Consider the following 17,270-nt stretch of genomic DNA (forward strand, 5'->3'; position numbering starts at 1 on the left):
GGTGGTTGTGTGGTTGTGGGGCGCCGGGGGTTTGCGATGCTGGTCGATTCGTGAGGGCGTCCGGGGGGTCACGAGTACGAGATCGAGCCCGAGATCGAGATCGAGATCCAGATCGAGCCCGAGATCGAGCCCGAGATCGAGCCCGAGATCGAGCCCGAGATCGAGATCGAGCCCGACCCCGTCCCTCAAAAAGGCACCTCATCTTCCCCGATCTCCCAATGATCACACGCCACAGCCCGCAACCGCGCCACGTACTCCGCATCGCCCAAACGCTCCGCAAGCGGCGCGGGGATGGCGTTGTCTTTCGGATACCCGTACTGCTCGCAGGCTCGCTCCTGATCGACCCAGTGGGTCAGCAGCAAAATATCTTCAGCGAGCGCTTCATCCACCCCGAAGATCGCCTGGATCAGCGTAACGGGATCGGGCTCATCGCTCATGGCTCACCTGGAGCGACGGGCAGCCCGCCCACCAGCAGATCGAGCTCGTCGAAGACGATCTTCTCGTCGACGGTGCACAGCTCCCTAAACCGCGCGTACGCAACCTCATCAACCTCGTCGGTGCGCTGGGACTCCCAGGCCTGGCGGCTCTGCCAGCGGGAGATGGCGGTGGCGACGATCCACTCCGGGGCCTGTTCCGGGGTTGCGTCGTCGGGATCGGGGGCGTCGACGAGCAGCACGCTCTCTAAGGTCTGGTGGCCGGCGCGGGCGTGGGCCTGGACGACGGCGCGCCAGGCTTTTTGAAGTTCGAGAAGGTCGCCGGGGCGGCAGCGGAGTTTGTAGAGGACGCGGATTGTGGACATCGCAGGCACCGAAGGTCGGGCAGTAAACACATGAGAGTGAGGCTGAGGATCAGGGGCAGTCGCAGCTCAAGCATTCGCGGGTGGAGGTGGTGCCGCAGCGCTCCAGAAGCTCCTGGCGCAGGGCTTTGCGGGCGCGGTGCAGGCGCACAGACGCGTTGGTGTCGCTGATACCCAGGGCATCGGCGGCGTCTTGTACGGCTTCGTCGTTGAGGACGACACGGGTGAGGATCTCGGCGTAGGCCGGGGAGAGATCTTCGAGCGCGTCGATGCCGCAGGCGCAGGTCGCTGCGATGGCGTCTGGCGAGGGGTGGGGGGCGGGCAGGGGCTCAACGGCCAGGCGGCGGCGTTTGTGGGCGTCGCGGCTCATGCGGCGGAGCTGGTCGATGGCCTGGCGGCGCACGATGGTGGCGAACCAACCTTCGAGCTTTTCGGGATCGTCGAGGGTGTGAAGCTGCTCGGCCGCGCGCACCAGGGCCTGCTGGACAGCGTCCTCGGCGTCGGCGCGCGCCTGCAGGCTGCGCGCGGCCAGCCCCACCCAGCGCTCCCAGTGGCGCATCAGCTCGGCGATGGCTCCGTCGGGGTGGTGTGTCATGGGATGACTCCGGGTGGTTGTTTCCATCAGCTCAGTCGAATCAGCAGCAGCTTGTTGGCGAGGTGGGCTGATTATCGGCGCAGCCGCACTCCGGGGGGCAGTCGCAGTCGGGGCCGCACTGGCAGGTCTCACCGCAGCAGCAGCCGCCTTCGACGACGGGTTGGCCACAATCACACGAGGAGCAGCAGGTTTTTTCGTTCAGGTCCGTCATGGTCTTCTCCGGGGCTTTTCGATGGGAGGATCAGGCCCAGACTCGTGTCGGGCCTCTTTTGAAGGCTCGTCGGTGGCCTTCATAGAGAAGACGGGGTGTTCGCCTGAGATCTTACAGGTGAAGGGATGATTTTCTGCCCGCTGCGGGGGGATGTGTCCGACCGTGGGACGGACATCGGTCAGTATTTATGCGGGTCATGTCCGTCCCACGGTCGGTCACTATGGGCGACCATCACCCTAATTTAATGACCTCGCCGACCTCCCAGTCGACGCCAAAGTAGGCGCCAAGCGTCGCGCCGATGTCGGCAAAGGAGGCGCGGGTGCCCAGCGGGCGGCCCGGCTCGGTGCGGCCTTTTTCGACGATGAGCAGGGGCACGTACTCGCGGGTGTGGTCGGTGCCCGGGTAGGTGGGGTCGTTGCCGTGGTCGGCGGTGATGATGAGCAGATCGCCCTCGTCGAGCGCCTCGATGATCGAGGGCAGCTGGCGGTCGAACGCCATCAGGGCGTCGGCGTAGCCGCGGGGGTTGCGGCGGTGGCCGTAGAGGGCGTCGAAGTCGACGAGGTTTGTGAAGATCAGCCCTTTGCGATCGCCGATGCACGCGATGGTGAGCTCGACGCCGTGGTCGTTGGATGTGCTCTTGAGCTCGTCGCTTAAGCCCTGGTGGGCGTAGATGTTGCCGATCTTGCCGATGCCGGTGGTGCGGATGCCGGCGGCCTGCAGGCGGTCGAGCACCGTCTCGGAGGGGGGCGGGAAGGTAAAATCTTTGCGGTTGGCGGTGCGCTTAAAGTTCGGAAACTCGCCGACGAAGGGGCGAGCGATGACGCGGGACTGGCCGCGGGGGATGACGATGTCGTAGGCGATCTCGCACCACTTATAGAGGGTCTCCAGCGGCACGACGTCTTCGTGGGCGGCGATCTGGAAGACGGGGTCGGCAGAGGTGTAGACGATGGGCTTGCCGGTCTTGATGTGCTCCTGGCCGAGCTCTTCAATGATCACGGTGCCGCTGGCGGCGCGGTTTCCCAGCACGCCGGGGACGCCCGTTTTTTCGATGAACGCCTGGATGATGTCGTCGGTGAAACCATCAGGGAAGGTGCGAAAAGGCTCGTCGGGGATGATGCCCACGAACTCCCAGTGGCCGGTGGCGGTGTCTTTGCCGTGGGCCTTTTCGGCCATGCGGCCGTAGTGGGCCGAGGGGGCGTCGACCGGCGAGATCTGCGGGATGCCCTCGATGTTGCCCAGGCCCAGCGCGCGCATGTTGGGCATGTCAAAGTCGCTGATGGCCTCGGCGATATGCCCCAGCGTATGCGAGCCGACGTCGCCATAATCGGCCGCGTCGGGCAGCTCGCCAACGCCCACAGAGTCCAGAACGATGAGAACGGCGCGTTTTTCCAGAGAGGGAGGCTGGGTCATGATCTTGTCCCGGGGGTTGAGGTTGGGGTATCCCGGCGCTGCTGAAAGTTCGAGAGCGGGGCCTGCGCGCCCAACTTAGCGCGCAGGCTAAGCGATGGCCAGAGGGTCGTCTGCGGAGCGCGCAGACCTGATGGGATGTTTTATGAAGGTGGTTGTGATGCGAAGGTTCGTGGTGGTGTGGGTGGCGCTGGTGGTGCTGGGGTGGAGCGGGGCGCTGAGTGCTCAGGAGAGCCTGGAGCGCCGCGTCTACCAGGGCCCGGAGACGGGGCTTCTTCGGGGCGACGCGTTTTATTACGAGGGCGACTATTACCGCGCGCTGACCGCCTACAAAGACTTTCTGCGCGAGGCCCCCGATGACCGGCGCGCGGAGCGGGTGCGCCTGAAGATGGCCTGGGTCTATTTCAATGTGGGGGAGCACGGGGAGGCGGCGCGTCAGCTCGAGCGGCTTGCTGCCGAGGCCGACGACGTCATCGTGGGGTGGTGGGCGCGTTATTATTACGGGCAGGTGGCCCTGGCCTCGGATCGGCGTCCGCTGGCCCAGCGCGCTTTTGAGGAGGTGATCACCACCTGTGAGCCCTATGTGGCGCGGGTGGGGGAGCCCACCGACGATCCGGAGATCCGCGAGTGCCTGGAGCTTTCCAGCGCCGCGACCCTGGGGCTGGCGCGTCTGGAGGCGGTACGCCACGACTTTGACGCCGCCAGCCGCCGGCTGCGCGCGATGCCCGGGGTGAGTCCGCTGGCCGGGGACGCCGCCGAGATCGCCGATCTCGTTGAAGGGCTCAAGATTCCCCGAAAAAGCCCGGCGCTGGCTGGCGTGCTCTCGATCGTGCCGGGGCTGGGGCATGTGTACCTGGGGCAGTACGGGAGCGCCTTTGTGGCGTTTTTGTGGAACGGCGCCTTTATCTACGCCATCGTCGACTCGGTGCTGGCCGGGCGCTACGGGCAGGCCGTGCTCATCGGGCTTGTGGAGTCGATCTGGTACGGGGGCACGATCTTTGGCGCGGTGGGCGGCGCGCACCGCTTTAACCGCGACGCGATGCGGGTGGTGGAAGACGGGCTGCGCCGCGATCTTCTCGAGCTCTATCGCGATGAGCCCTGGCCGGCGCGTTTCCCGGCGCATCCGGCCTATCTGGAGCTGTCGATTCCCTTTTGATGCCCAAAAGGTGAGATCGGCGGTCGGGGAGGCGTTTTGGGTTTCCAAAACACGCGATCGGCGGTCGGGGAGGCGTTTTGGGTTTCCAAAACACGAGGGCGGCGGTCGGGCACGCGTTTTGGATTTCCAAAACACGCGATCGGCGGCCGGGCAGACGTTCTAGGGTTTCCAAAACACGAGGGCGGCGGTCGGGCCCGCGTTTTGGGTTTCCAAACTATGAGAGCGACGGTCGCTGACGCGATTAAAAGCAACGAAGGGCCGAGCTCGGCGGCCGGGCAGACGTTCTAGGGTTTCCAAAACACGAGGGCGGCGGTCGGGCACGCGTTTTGAGTTGGGGAGTGGCGAGCGCGGGGGGCGGGCACGCGTTTTGAGCCGTGGAGGAGCAAGCACGGCGGTCGGGGAGGCGTTTTGAGCAAACGTATCAGTTTGAGGCGGAGCGGCCGTTAAAAGCGATCGCATAGTCGTAATCGACGGCGATGCGGTCGAGGCCGCAGCGGTCGACGGCGTAGGCCGCCTCGGGGGCGCAGGTGGAGGAGAGGAGGCCGTCTTGCTGGCAGGCAGCGACGTCTCGGCCACACGCGTAGTAGTCGAGAAAGGCGTCGCCGCACGCCAGTCCCTCGCGGCCGTCGAGCTCGCCGAGCGTGAGGAGCTCTCGGGCGACCCAGCCCTGGCAGAAGTCGGCCGGGGCGTCGTCGTAGCAGGAGGCGATCTGCCGGGCGCAGAAGTCGTGCAGGACCTCCTGGGGGAGCTCGTCGCCGTGGCAGGCGCTCGTCATGACGAGCAGGGCGGAGCTCAGGATGAACCATGGTGAATGCATGGGCAGCTTCATGGGGCGTTTCCGTGGGTCAGCAGGGGGGAAGCTCGATACGCTGGCGAGTGCTTGACGGTGATCTCAAAACGCCAGCCCCAGGGCCAGGGACGCGCTGATCTGGCGGGAGTTGACGAGACGCGAATAGAAGACGTCGGCATGGGTGGACGTGTACTGGACGTTGAAGGGGCGCAGCTCGGCGAACATGCAGATGGGCTCGCAGCGGGCGACGCGCAGGCCGGTGGGCGCGAGTTCGACGCCGAGGCCGAGGCCCGCATTGGTGCGCGAATAGCTCGCGTTGAGGCCGAGGCGGGGGCCCAGCAAAAAGAGGTTCAGGTTGGGGGAGGGGGAGCCGAGGTGCAGGCCGCCCAGGGGGTTGAGGGTGGCGCCTACATAGAAGAGCGGGCCTTCCCAGTCGCGGACGTTGAGCGGGGTGACCGAGGTGATGCCGGCATGTATGCCGAAACGCTGGCCTGTGACGTAGATGCGCAGGGAGGGATCGTAGCCGTAAAAGCGTCCGCCGACGGCGGAGGCGGCCATGGCGGGCTCGACGAACACCGCCAGGCTTGGGGGGCGCTCCGGGGGCGGGGTGTCGCGCGTTGAGGGGAGGTGCCAGGGGACGCTTTCGTCGTGCTGGGCCTGTGCGAGCGTCGGCAGGAGCAGACCCGTGAGCACGCCAAGGAGAGCGAGCGTAGGGAGGGTGCGGGTTGGGTTAGTCACCGGGCACCTCCGGGGCTTCGGGAGGAGGCTGGTCGCCGGGCGTCTCTTCGCTGGTGGGTTCTGCGCGCGCGCCAAAGTGTTGGACGGCGTCGTCGACGAGGGTTTGCACCATGGAGAGTTGGCGGCGCTCGCGGGGGTTGAGGGGGAGAGGCTCCGGGGGCGTTTCGGGTGTTGCTGGCGAGGCAGCGGAGCTCCGGGGGCCGGGTGGCGAGCCTACGAGCTGCGATGCTTCGGAGTTTTTGGGAGGTTGGGCGGAGCGTGGAGGTGGGGCGGCCGCCGGCGCGGACGTCTGGGCGACTTTCCGGGCGTCGACGTCTTCGGGGAGCACGCTCCAGGTTTCGTTGTGGGCGGTGGCGAAGAGAAAACGGCGCCGGAGGTTGGGAGCGACCCCGTCGTTGGCAAGCTCGCTGAGGGAGCGGCGGTAGGACCAGAGGGGCTCTTCGTCGGGGAGGGTCAAGGCGCGCAGATCGAGGGAGGCGGTGAGCACCTCGGCGTTGGCGGTTTTTTGGAGTTCCGGGGCGATGCGGCGCATGACCCGCGCGTCCCAGGCTCGGTAGTGCAGGAAGGTGAACTGCGGGGGGCGAAGCGCGTCGCCGCGGGCGTTGGAGTGGTAATAATCGATGGTGACGTCGCGGGCGTCGCGCAGAGGCGTGATGGGCGTTTCGAGGCGGTGAACGCGAAAAAGCACCTGCGCGCCGAGCCTGGTGGCGGCTTCTACGGCCGGGGTCTCGTAACCCGCGAGCATGGCGTGGGTGACGACGCGGTAGCCAGCCCGGGTGAAGGCGTCTTCGAGTTCCAGGAGGTAGCGCGCGCATTCGGGGTGGAGTGGGTTTTGTCCACCTTCGGTGTCTTCGTCGGCGATAGTTTCGGCGATATTTTCAGCGTCTGTTTCGGCGTCGGCGGTGCATCCGGAGCTGGCGAGGATGGCGAGGGTGGTGAGCCGGGGACGGAGCTCGTCGTAGCGGGGTGTGGCGTCGATTTCGGAGCCTGAATCTGCGGGGAGATCAGCCTCGGCGGAGAGGTCGGCGCGCAGGTAGATGACTTCCATCGGGTCGCAGACGGGCAGGGCAGGGGCGCAGGCATTGAGCGCCAGGCAAGCGAGGGAGAGCGCGAGCGGGGCGCGTGTCCGGCGGAGTGTGGAGCGAGAGCGGAAGGCCACCAGAGGTCCTCAGGGCGAAGATGTCGGGGTGTGCGTTTTGGATCGTGGGGGGAAAAGTGAAGCAGGGAGCGTGCCAGTGTCGGGATTGATCTCGTGCTGGGTCTCGAACTCGATCTCGGGCTCGATCTCGATCTCGGGCTCGATCTCGAACTCGATCTCGGGCTCGATCTCGAACTCGGGCTCGATCTCAATCTCGATCTCGGGCTCGATCTCGGGCTCGATCTCGATCTCGATCTCGGGCTGGATCTCGATCTCGGGCTTGATCTCGGGCTCGATCTCGATCTCGATCTCGGGCTCGATCTCGATCTCGGGCTCGATCTCGATCTCGGGCTGGATCTCGATCTCGGGCTCGATCTCGATCTCGGGCTCGATCTCGATCTCGGGCTCGATCTCGATCTGGATCTCGAACTCGAACTCGAACTCGAACTCGAACTCGATCTCGAACTCGATCTCGAACTCGATCTCGAACTCGATCTGGATCTCGAACTCGATCTCGGGCTCGATCTCGGGCTCGATCTCGAACTCGAACTCGAACTCGAACTCGAACTCGAACTCGAACTCGAACTCGATCTGGATCTCGAACTCGAACTCGAACTCGAACTCGTGAACCGCCCAACGCACTCACGAATCGACCCAGATCGCGAACCTCGGCGCGCCACAACCACCCAACCACCCAACCACCCAACCACAAAGCAAACCGCCCAACGAACTCACGAATCGACCCACATCGCGAACCCGTGCGCGCCACAACCACCCAACCCCAAAGCAAACCTCCCAACGCACTCACGAATCGACCCAGATCGCGAACCTCGGCGCCCCACAACCACCCAACCACCCAACCCCCCAACCCCAAAGCAAACCGCCCAACGCACTCACGAATCGACCCACATCGCGAACCCGTGCGGCCCACATGGCGAACCCGTGCGCATGAGTGAGGACTGGGAGGCGTGCATCCCGCGCGCGGAGGTGGCAGATTCGGGGGGAAGGGCGGCGGTGCGTGGGCGTTTTTGGGGCGCTAAGTCCTTACACTGATTGAAAAATCGGCGTTTGATGCGCGGCGTGTTGAGGCGTAGGCTGCGGGCGATAGAGGCATGAGCGCGCCGGAACTGGCAGCGATGAAGGCGCGAAAACGAAGGCAATGGTATGGCGAGCAAGTTTCGAAATCGGCTGGAGCGGCTGCATGACGCCCACCAGCGGGGGCGCGAGAGTCAGTCGGGGCCCAGCGGGGTGTTTGAGGCCGGGGCGCCGGGTGAGGGGGAGGTGCGGCAGGTCAAAGGGAGCGACGCGGATTCGGGTGGTTTCGATGATGCGGGTGCGGGCGCCGCGAGGCCTTCGGGGTCGATCGTGCGCAAAGCGTCGTCGACGAGAGCGTCGCGGGGAGGGGGGGGCGCGCGTCGGAGGAGCTCCGGTGGGGCGCGGTCGGCAGCATCGACACAGGGAGCGGCATCGGCACCGACACGCGCTGGCTACACTCGCGACACGCGAAGCTCCCTGACTGAAAATAACCTGACTGAAAAAAGCTGGGGGCAGTGGGGGGCGCAGAAGCAGGGGGAGTTCTGGGTGTTGCGCGAGGAGGTCGCTCCGGAGGAGGTGCACGGAAACTACAGCGTGGGGCAGTGCCGGGAGGTGGACCATCGTCTGATCTCCAGAGTCGACCCGGGTTGCCCGGGGGTGCGGCCGGAGGGGTTGCTTTATATGGACACCGAGACCAGCGGGCTGGGGCAGGGGGCGCTGGCGTTTTGTGTGGGCATCGGGTTCTGGCAGAACGAAACCTTTGTGGTGGAGCAGCTTTTGCTCGAGAGCAGCGACCCGGCCGGGGAGCGGGCGATGCTGGCGTATTTCGCAGAGATGCTGCGGGAGCGGCATATGCTGGTGACCTTTAACGGGCGGCGTTTTGACGTGCCGCTGCTCGCGCGCCGTTACGCGCGCCATCAGATGAGCGATCCTTTCGGGGGGCGACAGCATCTGGATCTATTGCCGACGGCCCGGCGGCATTTTGTGGGGCGAAAGCGCTACAAGCTCTCCAGCCTGGAGGAGGATGTTTTAAATTTTCACCGGGTGGATGACGTGCCGGGGCGCGAGATTCCGGCGTTGTGGCAGCGTTTCGAGCGGGGGGAGGCGGTGCCGAAGATGGCGGGCATGCTGGAGCATAATCGCCACGATATCGTCTCGATGGCGGCGCTGCTGGCCGCGCAGATCGAAGCGGTGGGCGGTTTTTCAACGAGTTCGACGAGGGGGGCTTCGGCGGGGACTTCGTCGGTGCGGGGCGTTTCGGGGGCAGTGAGCAGGGCGGAGCGTGGGTCGCAGAGCGCGGGCGACGAGGCGTTTGGCCGGGCGTCGTCGGGGGGCTCCAGGGTCAGTGAAGTGGCGAGTCGGCTGGAGCGGACGTATCGGCTGAGGTCGAGTTTTTCGGAGAGCTCGGGGAGGCGTTCGGATGGGGCAGGCTTGAGCGCCGAGAGGCCGGAGGGGCGCGCGGACGCTGGCGATGGTGCGACCGTGGGTCGGACAACGGGGCGCGATTTCGGGGCAAAAAGGGCGACCGAGGGGCGGGCGTCGGCGTCGGAAAGGACGGACAATTATGGGAGCCCGGGGTCGGGCGAAAGTGAGGATCCGAATCTGAAGGAGAGGGTGCGCTCGTTGAGGGCGGCGGCGCGCGCGATGATCGACGCGCAGCTCTTTCATCAGGCCGCGCCCACGCTTTTTGAGCTCGTGGCGCTGGCGCCCGACGATCGGTTCGGGCTGCAGATGCTCGCGCGCTACTACCGCCAGGCCGGTGAGACGCAGCTTGCCGAGGTGATGGAGGCGCGCTTTCGGAGCGCCGGCGGTGGTTGATCTTTTCGATGATTTTGCCAGGCGTTTTGCGTTGAGGTGCATCGGATGTGATTTTTTGTAAATCGTCTAAATGCCTTCAAATACGGGCGTTTCGGGGCTTTAGGTCCATTTGATACGCCTATTTCGATCATTTATGCCTTCGATTTTTGGGGCAGTGGGGGCTATAACCCTCCAACAGTGAAGTGAACCTCTGTCGCGCGGTGGGAGCTACTTATGTTGCATGTGTTTCAATCCGATCGGGTCGAAGATCTGGTCGATGGTCTGGTCAAGCAGCTGGAGGCCACCTCCCCTACCGAGCCGGTGGCGCGGGCGTTTTTTGAGCATCGCCTGGTGGTGCCCAACGCCAACCTCAAGACCTATCTGAGCTTTGAGATCGCCTCGAAGCGCGGGGTGGCGAGCGGTCTGCGCGTGGAGACGATGGAGACCTTTCTGGAGAGTCTCATCCCGCGTGACGACCAGGGGGAGCCGGTGGCGCAGATCGCGGCCTCGGCTACGGTGGAGCGCCTGCTCATTGAGCTGTTGAGCGATGAGGCTCTGCTGGGCGCGGCGGATATGGAGCCGGTGCGGGCGTTTTTGATGGCTGCGGGCCAGGGGGATGACGCCGCGTTGCAGCTGGAGCGCCGGCGTTATCAGCTCGCCAGGCGCCTGGCGTCGCTCTTTCGGGAGTACGGGTTTTCGCGTCGCGATATGCTCGATGCCTGGCGGGCTGGCGAGTGCCTGGTGGAGGATGCGTCGACCTACGCGGCGACCGAGCGCTGGCAGCGGCGTCTGTGGCGCGCGCTCTTTTTGCCCGGCGGCGCGCTGGAGCAGGCCGCCGGGGAGGGGCCGCCGCTTGTGGCGCTCACCGACCTGATGACGCGCTTTACCCCCGATCAGCTGAACATGCCCGAGGTGGTTCACCTGGTGGGGTTTTCGTACCTGCCGCCCTTTTTCCGCGATGTGTTTGCGCCGCTCTGGGACGATGAGGTGCACCAGGCGGCCTTTTATGTGCTCTCACCCTGCCTGGAGGCCTGGGGCACGGTGGTGATGGCCGACGACGATCCGCTGATGGAGGCCAGCGAGGAGAGCGAGCTGATGAGCGGCGACGAGCTGCCCCTGGCGCTGACGCTGTGGGGCGGTCCGGGCCGCGACTTTCACCGCATGCTGCTGGACTTAAGCGAGGGGGATATTCAGACGATCGCCACGCGGGGCGACCGCCCTGACGACACCCTCTTGCAGCGCCTGCAGCGGGTGATCCGCGACCGCGCCGACGCCCGTCAGGTGCGCGAGGAGTCCGAGCCGATCGAGGAGCTGCGCAGCGTGCGTTTTCTGGATTGCCCGAGCATCCAGCGCGAGTGCGAGATCATCGCCAGTGAGATCTGGGAGCTTGTGACTCGCCGCGACGATCTTCGATTTAATGACATCGCCGTGGTCGTGCAGCCCGGGCAGCGCGAGATGTACCAGACGCATCTTCGCGCCGCGTTCGAGCAGACCCACGGCATCCCGCATAACGTCATCGACATCGACGCCTCGCTCAGCTCGCCAGTGCTCGATGCGGCGCGCCAGCTCTTTGAGCTGCCGCTGGGGAGCTTTAAGCGCAGCGAGCTGCTGAAGATCCTGGTGCATCCGGCGGTCGTCGCCACGCGCCACGGGGCCGACGCGCGCCAGTGGGCGCGCTGGTGCGATGAGCTTCATATTTTTCACGGCGCCGACCGCAGTGACCATCAAAACACCTACATCCGCCACGATCGCTACAACTGGCAGCAGGGCCTCGATCGCCTCGTGCTCGGCAGCTTCATGACCCAGCCCGATGCCACGCACGCCAGGCCCATGACCCTGGCCGGATCGCCCTACCTGCCGCTGGAGACCGGGCATGGCGAAGCGGAGCAGGTCGCGGTGTTTGTGGAGCTTGCGCAGTCGTTGATCGTGCGCTCGCGGGAGGTTCGCGACGATCGGCGTCCGCTGGGGGCGTGGATGGCGCATTTTAAGGCGATGATCAGCGACTTTATCGGGACGCAGCAACGCAGCGATGAGCGCGCGCTTTTGCGACTTCATGGCGAGCTCTCGCGCATCGCCCGGGCCGACCGCTGCCCCGATGCGCCGGTGGGCTATCGCACGGCGTATGATTTTGCGATGAGCGCGCTGAGCAGCCTCGAAGACAGCTTTGGTAAGTACCTGGCCGACGGCGTGGTCGTCTCGTCCTTTAAGCCGATGCGGCCGATCCCCTTCGAGGTGGTCTTTGTGACGGGGCTCGGCCAGGGGAACTTCCCGGCGCCCACCCCGCCCGACTCGCTGGATCTGCGCGAGGATAAGCGGCGTTTGAGCGATGTGCGCCCGCGCGACCAGGATTTCTACATGTTCCTGGAGACGCTGATGTCGACGCGCGCCGAGATGGTGCTCTCCTGGGTGGGGCGAGATGCGCAGACGGGCGACAGGCTGGAGCCGGCCTCGGTGGTGCTGGCGTTGCAGGAGATGGCCGAGGCGCTGGAGGGGCGCGAGCGGGTTCAGGCGCGCGTGGTGCGCCATCCGCTGCGGCGTTACGACGCGGCGTATTTTCCCAAAATCTTGCCTGCCGACGAGGGCGCCGCGACCGCGTCGTTGCCCAATCACCACCGCGAGGCCCTGGCCGAGGCGGTGGTGCGGCGAAACCGGCTGGCGCTCGACGCGAAGCTGCCTACGGGCTACCGCCCCTCGATGGTGCAGCTGGCGGAGGGGGCGCGGAAGAAGTCCGAGGGCTCCTACGACGAGCTCGTCGCGTTGACCCGCTGGAGCGAGCCGCACCAGGAGGTGGACGCCACGGAGCGTCGGCGCGTGGTGCTGCAGCTTCGGGATCTGAGCCGCTTTCTCAAGTGCCCGCTGCAGGGCTCAGCGCGCACGCGGCTGCGTATTTACGACGAAGACACCGACGACCTGATTGACGCCGAGGATGAGCCCTTTGAGCCCGACTTTCTCCAGCGTCTGATGGTGATGCGCGCCACGATCCACGACGCGCTCCTCGCCGGCGACTTAAGCGCCGCAGCGGTGGAGGCGCATCTTCGCCGGCGCGCCGAGTTGGAGGAGCTGCGCGGCGCGTTCCCCTCCGATCTGTATTTTGAGGCGGCGATCGAGAGCTGCCTGGGTCAGCTTGGCGCGTGGGTGGAGGGCATCAAAGCTGCCACGGGCAGCGAAGCGCCGGCGGTGCAGCGTGTTCGCTTCGGCGTGCCGCGTAGCTTCGGGCAAGTCGGGTTGGCCTCCGATGCGGCGGTGACCGAGCTCGATGCGATTCGACTGGTGGTGGACGACGCCTCCCAGCCCGATGGCGAGCTGGAGGTGGAGCTGCATGGCGAGGTGATGGTGCTCGGCGACCCGAAGATCTCGGTGGGTTTCCCGGCCGGGGGCTCGCCCAAAGGCAAGCATTATACCGAGGGTGCCATCGAGCAGATCGCGCTGCTGGCCGCGGGGCTGGCGGGCGATGAGCCCGCGGTCGCCGCGCTGGTCAGCGACGCGAAGAAGTCCAAACCCGTCCCCCTCCAGGTGCAGGATGCCGCCTGGGCGTTGGGGTATCTCAAAAACCTCAGCGCCGAGCTGGTCAGCGGCGTGCACGACTACTTTTTGCCGGTGGAGTTGGTCGAAGAAATTATCAAGAAGGGCGGCCATCACCAGGATGTGGCGATCGAACCTCTTCTCGAAACATTCGACCCCGAGAGCCGCTACTCTAAAACCCCCTCGACAAAATACGGTCCGATCAAACGCTGGCAGGATTATGAGCCGCCACCGCTGGGAACGATTCAGACGATCATTGAGAACCGGTACGCTCTGATGTTGAAAGCGCTGGGAGGTAAGTGATGAAAATACTTTTTTATGAAAAGCCCGACGCGCTTTTGCAGATTCGAGGGGGGCAGCACGCGGTGATCGAGGCCAGCGCGGGCACGGGAAAAACCTATACGATTCAACATATCGTGGTGGACCTGCTCCTGCGTCGAAAGCTGAGCGTGCAGGATATTTTGATCGTGACCTTTACGCGGGCGGCCACCGGCGATCTCAAGAAGAAGATTCGCGAGACCTTACAAGAGCTTATCGAGGCTTATGGCGAGCTCGACGACGGGGCGCAGGGCACCCTTCAGGGGGGGACGCTCTCGGAGGGCGCGCCGGCGGATCCCACGAACTTCGGGGAGGTCGATGAGGAGGGCTTTAAGCGTTTGCGCCGCGCGCTGCGCACCTTCGATCAGGCTGCGATTTATACGATCCACGGGTTCTGCCAGCGCATCCTGGTCGAGCACGCCTTTGCCAACAAACGGCTGCTGGAGCAGGAGCATGTCGATGGCGAGAGCCTGGTGAACCGGGCGATCTCCGAGGCGCTGCGGGAGGATGTTCCCGACGATGCGGAGCTGCGCCAATGGCTGCAGGTGTATCTGGGATCTGGCAAGAAAATCAGCGACTTACGGGCGTCGCTTCGCACCTATGTGACGACGGCTGGCGAGTATTTGCCCAACTTTGATCGGGCTCAGATTGAGGTGGAGCGAGAGCGTCTGGGGCAGGTGTTTGCGCGTACGGATTTGAAAACGCTCGGGGAGGCGATCGGCGATGCGGGCGTGAGTACGCGGACGCGCAACACCATTGTCGACAAACATCTGCCGAATTTTCTGGCGGGTTGGGCGGAGATGGAAGGACGTCTGGCCGAGGCGCTGCTTGAGGGCGTCGAGGGAGACTTTAAAAAGGCGCTCGAGTACCTGCGAAAAGGCAATGGATGTGCCGCGCTGGGCGTCGATCCGGATCTGCAGCAGGCCATGCTCGACGTTTATGCGCTGACCAAATCGGTGCCGAGCACCGAGATTCTGGCGGTTCAGGCATTGGGCCCCGTCGTCAAAGAACGCGTCGAGGCCATCAAGCAGGCCGAGGGTGTGTACACTTACGACGACATGCTCACGCTGGTGCGCGACACGCTCGCTGAAGACGGCGAAGACGGCGCGTTGCTCAACGTGCTGCGGGGGCGTTTTCAGGTGGCGATCATCGATGAGTTTCAGGACACCGACCAGGTGCAGTGGGAGGTCTTTGAGCGTCTCTTTGTGGGTGGTCGCGACGGGTGGGCGAAGACCCGGGGGCATGTGCTCTATCTGATCGGCGATCCCAAGCAGGCGATTTACGGGTTTCGGGGCGGGGATGTGCATACCTACATCGAGGCTCGCGACACGATCCTGGGAGGCAAGCGTGAGGCGGTGCCGCTCAAGCAGAACTTCCGCAGCACGCCGCAGGTGATCGGGGCGTATAATGCGATCTTCGATCAGGCGGTGGAGGGGGCCATCGACCTTGGAGAGGGCATTGACTACGCGCATCCGGTGAGCGCCGGGAAGCCCTGGTTTGAGGCGAAGGTGGGCGATCGCGCTGCCCCGGGGGTGCGGGTGCTCAATCTGAAGACCGAGGCCGATAAGATTGATGTAAAACGACTTCGCAAGGGGATGGCGCAGGCGATCGCGGTGGAGATCCGCAAGCTCGTTGATGCGCGCGGCACCGACCAGGCCCTGCGCTATCGCGAGCAGGAGGGTGGCGAGCTCTGCGGGGAGGTGGGTGAGGGCTCGATCTACGTGCTTTGCCACCGGCGCGCGCACGGGATGCTCGTGGCGAAGGCGCTGCGTGAGCAGGGCGTGCCTTTTGCGTTTTTGAAGATGGACGGTCTCTTTGAGACGCCTCAGGCCCGCGACATCTACGATGTGCTCATGGCGCTGGTCGACCCGCATGACCGCAGCGCGCGGGCGCGGGCCTGGATGACGCCTTTCTTTGAGCTGAGCGTGGCGCAGCTCGACAACCTGGGGGCGATCACCGAGTCGGATGCGATCTACAGCCGGCTCACGCACCTGGCGAGGTTGGGGGAGCGGCGAGCGTACCACGAGCTTTTTCAAGAGCTGATCGAGTCCAGCGGGCTGATGCGCAGGCGTCTTCTGCTCGATGTGAGCGAGCGGGAGCTGACCAACTACCAGCATCTTCTGGAGATTCTGGCCGAGGAGTGCACCCGCGAGCGCCTGAGCATCGAGGAGTTGGCCGGCCGCCTGATGAGCTACATCGAGGGGCGCGCCAAACCCGATGGCGAGGACGTGGATCAGCAGCGCCTGGAGGTGGACGCGGAGGCGGTGCAGATCCTCACCGCCCACGGCAGCAAGGGCCTGCAGCGTGGCGTGGTGTTTATGATGCCGGCGTTCTCCTCGCTGATTAACAAACAGCGCAACGACTACCAGCTCCGCGTCTCTGGCGGGGATGGGCCGGCGCGCCACGTGCGCTGGATGACCTCGACCTCCGGGATGCCCGAGGGATGGGAGGAGGCGCTCTATGAGCAGGCGCGCGCCGAGGGCAACCGCCTCAATTATGTCGCGCTGACCCGCGCCGAGCTGATGCTCTATCTGCCTTATCTCGACGAGAGCTCGCCGGCGTATAAAGAATCCAAAGGCGAAACCTGCAATCGCGATCCTTACTTCGATGTGATCGACCGCCTCACGGCGATTCGCGACGCCGGCGGCAGAAGCGCTGAGCTCCTGGAGTGGACCGACGTCGATCTCGACGCCGACCCCGACGTGCCCGACGCTGAGGTGGCGAAAAAGGCCATCGCCGAGCTGAAGGTCGAGGGGCTGGAGCACCTCCAGGAGCCCGATGGCGAGGAGCGCCGCCTCAAAGATCTGCTGGAGCGTCGCTGGGAGGTGACCTCCTTCAGCAAGCTGCGCGGCGACGGCAAGGCGGGGCAGGGCGACGAGGATGACTCCCCGGAGGCCGCCCGCGGCGATGGAGACTCCGACGCGTTTGTGGAGGGCGCCCAGACCTTCCCCGGCGGGATGGCCACCGGCAACTTCGTGCACGGGGTGCTCGAGGAGCTTGAGTATGCCCGGGTGCGCGACTACGCCACCGAGGCGGAGTGGGTGGCCGACGAGGAGCTGCGGGAGTTTTTCGAGGTGCGGCGCGCCCGCTTTGGCGCGAGCCCCCGCACGCTGGAGCCGGCGATGCGCGCGGTCTACCGCACGCTGCTCTCCGGCGTCGAGATGCCGGTGGAGGGCGTCAAACCCATTGAGGCGCTGCATCTTCTGGACCCGAGGCAGGTCAAGACCGAGCTGGAGTTCCTCTTTCCCATCCCCGAGCCCGTGGTCGATGAGGCTGGCGAGGAGCGCCTGCGCCGCCGCTTCGGCGACGGTGTGCGGGTGCAGGGCGGCTTTGTCACCGGCTTTGTCGACCTGCTCTTTGGCCACGAGAACAAGATCTACTTCGCCGACTGGAAGTCCAACCTCGTGAGCAGCTACGACGAGGCCAGCCTGGCCCGCAACGTCGCGGCGAACTACGCCGAGCAGGCCCACCTCTACACCGTGGCGCTCTGCCGGGTGCTCGATATCCGCACCGAAGACGATTACGAGGCGCGTTTTGGCGGACTCTTCTACTTCTACGTGCGTGGCATGCACCCCGAACACCCGGGGCGCGGCATCTACCGCGCGCGCCCGGCGTGGCGCGAGATCGTGAACTTTGAGCGCTCGCTCTTCGGGCGCATCACGCGCTTCAAACGCGGCGAAGACGCCGTGGAGCGCGTCGAACCCTCGGGCGCGGCGGCCGAATAAGAGGCCCACCCTGCTACGCACTTTGGATGAGGCGACGGCGAC

13 protein-coding genes are annotated in these 17,270 nt (G+C 65.3%); 4 read left to right on the forward strand and 9 right to left on the reverse strand.

Features of this window, described 5'->3' with window-relative positions; all coding sequences use genetic code 11:
- Positions 1–185: 185 nt before the first annotated feature.
- The 5 genes from FRC96_RS18925 to FRC96_RS18940 all read right to left on the reverse strand — a co-directional run bounded on the left by FRC96_RS18925 (position 186) and on the right by FRC96_RS18940 (position 2,994).
- Complete coding sequence (locus FRC96_RS18925) at positions 186–437, reverse strand: hypothetical protein (protein ID WP_146976843.1); 252 nt, start codon at positions 435–437, stop codon at positions 186–188.
- Positions 434–799 carry a hypothetical protein gene (locus FRC96_RS18930; protein ID WP_146976845.1) on the reverse strand — a complete coding sequence of 122 codons (366 nt, stop codon included), beginning with the start codon at positions 797–799 and terminating at the stop codon, positions 434–436. Before FRC96_RS18930 ends, FRC96_RS18925 begins: the two co-directional genes overlap by 4 nt.
- A 49-nt stretch (positions 800–848) precedes the next feature.
- The gene (locus tag FRC96_RS18935; RefSeq protein ID WP_230470456.1) at positions 849–1,391 is read right to left on the reverse strand and encodes an RNA polymerase sigma factor; all 543 of its coding nucleotides are present in this window, start codon (positions 1,389–1,391) and stop codon (positions 849–851) included.
- Between the two features lie 40 nt (positions 1,392–1,431).
- The gene (locus FRC96_RS22455) at positions 1,432–1,602 is read right to left on the reverse strand and encodes a hypothetical protein (protein ID WP_230470457.1); all 171 of its coding nucleotides are present in this window, start codon (positions 1,600–1,602) and stop codon (positions 1,432–1,434) included.
- A gap of 231 nt (positions 1,603–1,833) precedes the next feature.
- The gene (locus tag FRC96_RS18940; protein ID WP_146976896.1) at positions 1,834–2,994 is read right to left on the reverse strand and encodes a phosphopentomutase; all 1,161 of its coding nucleotides are present in this window, start codon (positions 2,992–2,994) and stop codon (positions 1,834–1,836) included.
- Positions 2,995–3,169: 175 nt separating this feature from the next.
- Here FRC96_RS18940 and FRC96_RS18945 point away from each other — a divergent pair, with 175 nt between their 5' ends.
- Positions 3,170–4,165 carry a tetratricopeptide repeat protein gene (locus FRC96_RS18945; RefSeq protein ID WP_230470459.1) on the forward strand — a complete coding sequence of 332 codons (996 nt, stop codon included), beginning with the start codon at positions 3,170–3,172 and terminating at the stop codon, positions 4,163–4,165.
- Between the two features lie 421 nt (positions 4,166–4,586).
- On the opposite strand, the gene FRC96_RS18950 is transcribed toward FRC96_RS18945, so the two are convergent.
- From FRC96_RS18950 to FRC96_RS22460, 4 genes are all read right to left on the reverse strand, one after another.
- Positions 4,587–4,994, reverse strand: a complete 408-nt coding sequence (locus tag FRC96_RS18950; protein WP_146976850.1) for a hypothetical protein — start codon at positions 4,992–4,994, stop codon at positions 4,587–4,589.
- Positions 4,995–5,057: 63 nt separating this feature from the next.
- The gene (locus tag FRC96_RS18955; protein WP_146976851.1) at positions 5,058–5,693 is read right to left on the reverse strand and encodes a hypothetical protein; all 636 of its coding nucleotides are present in this window, start codon (positions 5,691–5,693) and stop codon (positions 5,058–5,060) included.
- The gene (locus FRC96_RS18960; RefSeq protein ID WP_146976853.1) at positions 5,686–6,852 is read right to left on the reverse strand and encodes a hypothetical protein; all 1,167 of its coding nucleotides are present in this window, start codon (positions 6,850–6,852) and stop codon (positions 5,686–5,688) included. Before FRC96_RS18960 ends, FRC96_RS18955 begins: the two co-directional genes overlap by 8 nt.
- 9 nt (positions 6,853–6,861) lie before the next feature.
- Positions 6,862–7,473: a hypothetical protein gene (locus FRC96_RS22460; protein ID WP_230470460.1), complete on the reverse strand. Its 612-nt coding sequence runs from the start codon at positions 7,471–7,473 to the stop codon at positions 6,862–6,864.
- 939 nt (positions 7,474–8,412) lie between these two features.
- Between FRC96_RS22460 and FRC96_RS18970 the strand changes: the two genes are divergently transcribed.
- From FRC96_RS18970 to FRC96_RS18980, 3 genes are all read left to right on the forward strand, one after another.
- Positions 8,413–9,684 (forward strand): ribonuclease H-like domain-containing protein, encoded by a 1,272-nt coding sequence (locus FRC96_RS18970; protein ID WP_230470461.1) that lies wholly within the window; start codon positions 8,413–8,415, stop codon positions 9,682–9,684.
- A 213-nt stretch (positions 9,685–9,897) separates the two neighbouring features.
- Complete coding sequence (locus tag FRC96_RS18975; protein WP_146976856.1) at positions 9,898–13,488, forward strand: exodeoxyribonuclease V subunit gamma; 3,591 nt, start codon at positions 9,898–9,900, stop codon at positions 13,486–13,488.
- The gene (locus tag FRC96_RS18980) at positions 13,488–17,228 is read left to right on the forward strand and encodes a UvrD-helicase domain-containing protein (RefSeq protein ID WP_146976858.1); all 3,741 of its coding nucleotides are present in this window, start codon (positions 13,488–13,490) and stop codon (positions 17,226–17,228) included. Before FRC96_RS18975 ends, FRC96_RS18980 begins: the two co-directional genes overlap by 1 nt.
- Positions 17,229–17,270 lie beyond the last annotated feature (42 nt).

The organism is Lujinxingia vulgaris (assembly GCF_007997005.1).
In the GTDB taxonomy this organism is placed as follows: Bacteria; Myxococcota_A; Bradymonadia; order Bradymonadales; family Bradymonadaceae; genus Lujinxingia.

What these genes read in the sequence shown, in the direction of transcription:
- FRC96_RS18925 (WP_146976843.1), bottom strand. Translation starts at nt 437, where the DNA reads ATGAGCGATGAGCCCGATCCCGTTACGCTGATCCAGGCGATCTTCGGG.
- FRC96_RS18930 (WP_146976845.1), bottom strand. Translation starts at nt 799, where the DNA reads ATGTCCACAATCCGCGTCCTCTACAAACTCCGCTGCCGCCCCGGCGAC.
- FRC96_RS18935 (WP_230470456.1), bottom strand. Translation starts at nt 1,391, where the DNA reads ATGACACACCACCCCGACGGAGCCATCGCCGAGCTGATGCGCCACTGG.
- FRC96_RS22455 (WP_230470457.1), bottom strand. Translation starts at nt 1,602, where the DNA reads ATGACGGACCTGAACGAAAAAACCTGCTGCTCCTCGTGTGATTGTGGC.
- FRC96_RS18945 (WP_230470459.1), top strand. Translation starts at nt 3,170, where the DNA reads ATGCGAAGGTTCGTGGTGGTGTGGGTGGCGCTGGTGGTGCTGGGGTGG.
- FRC96_RS18950 (WP_146976850.1), bottom strand. Translation starts at nt 4,994, where the DNA reads ATGAAGCTGCCCATGCATTCACCATGGTTCATCCTGAGCTCCGCCCTG.
- FRC96_RS18975 (WP_146976856.1), top strand. Translation starts at nt 9,898, where the DNA reads ATGTTGCATGTGTTTCAATCCGATCGGGTCGAAGATCTGGTCGATGGT.
- FRC96_RS18980 (WP_146976858.1), top strand. Translation starts at nt 13,488, where the DNA reads ATGAAAATACTTTTTTATGAAAAGCCCGACGCGCTTTTGCAGATTCGA.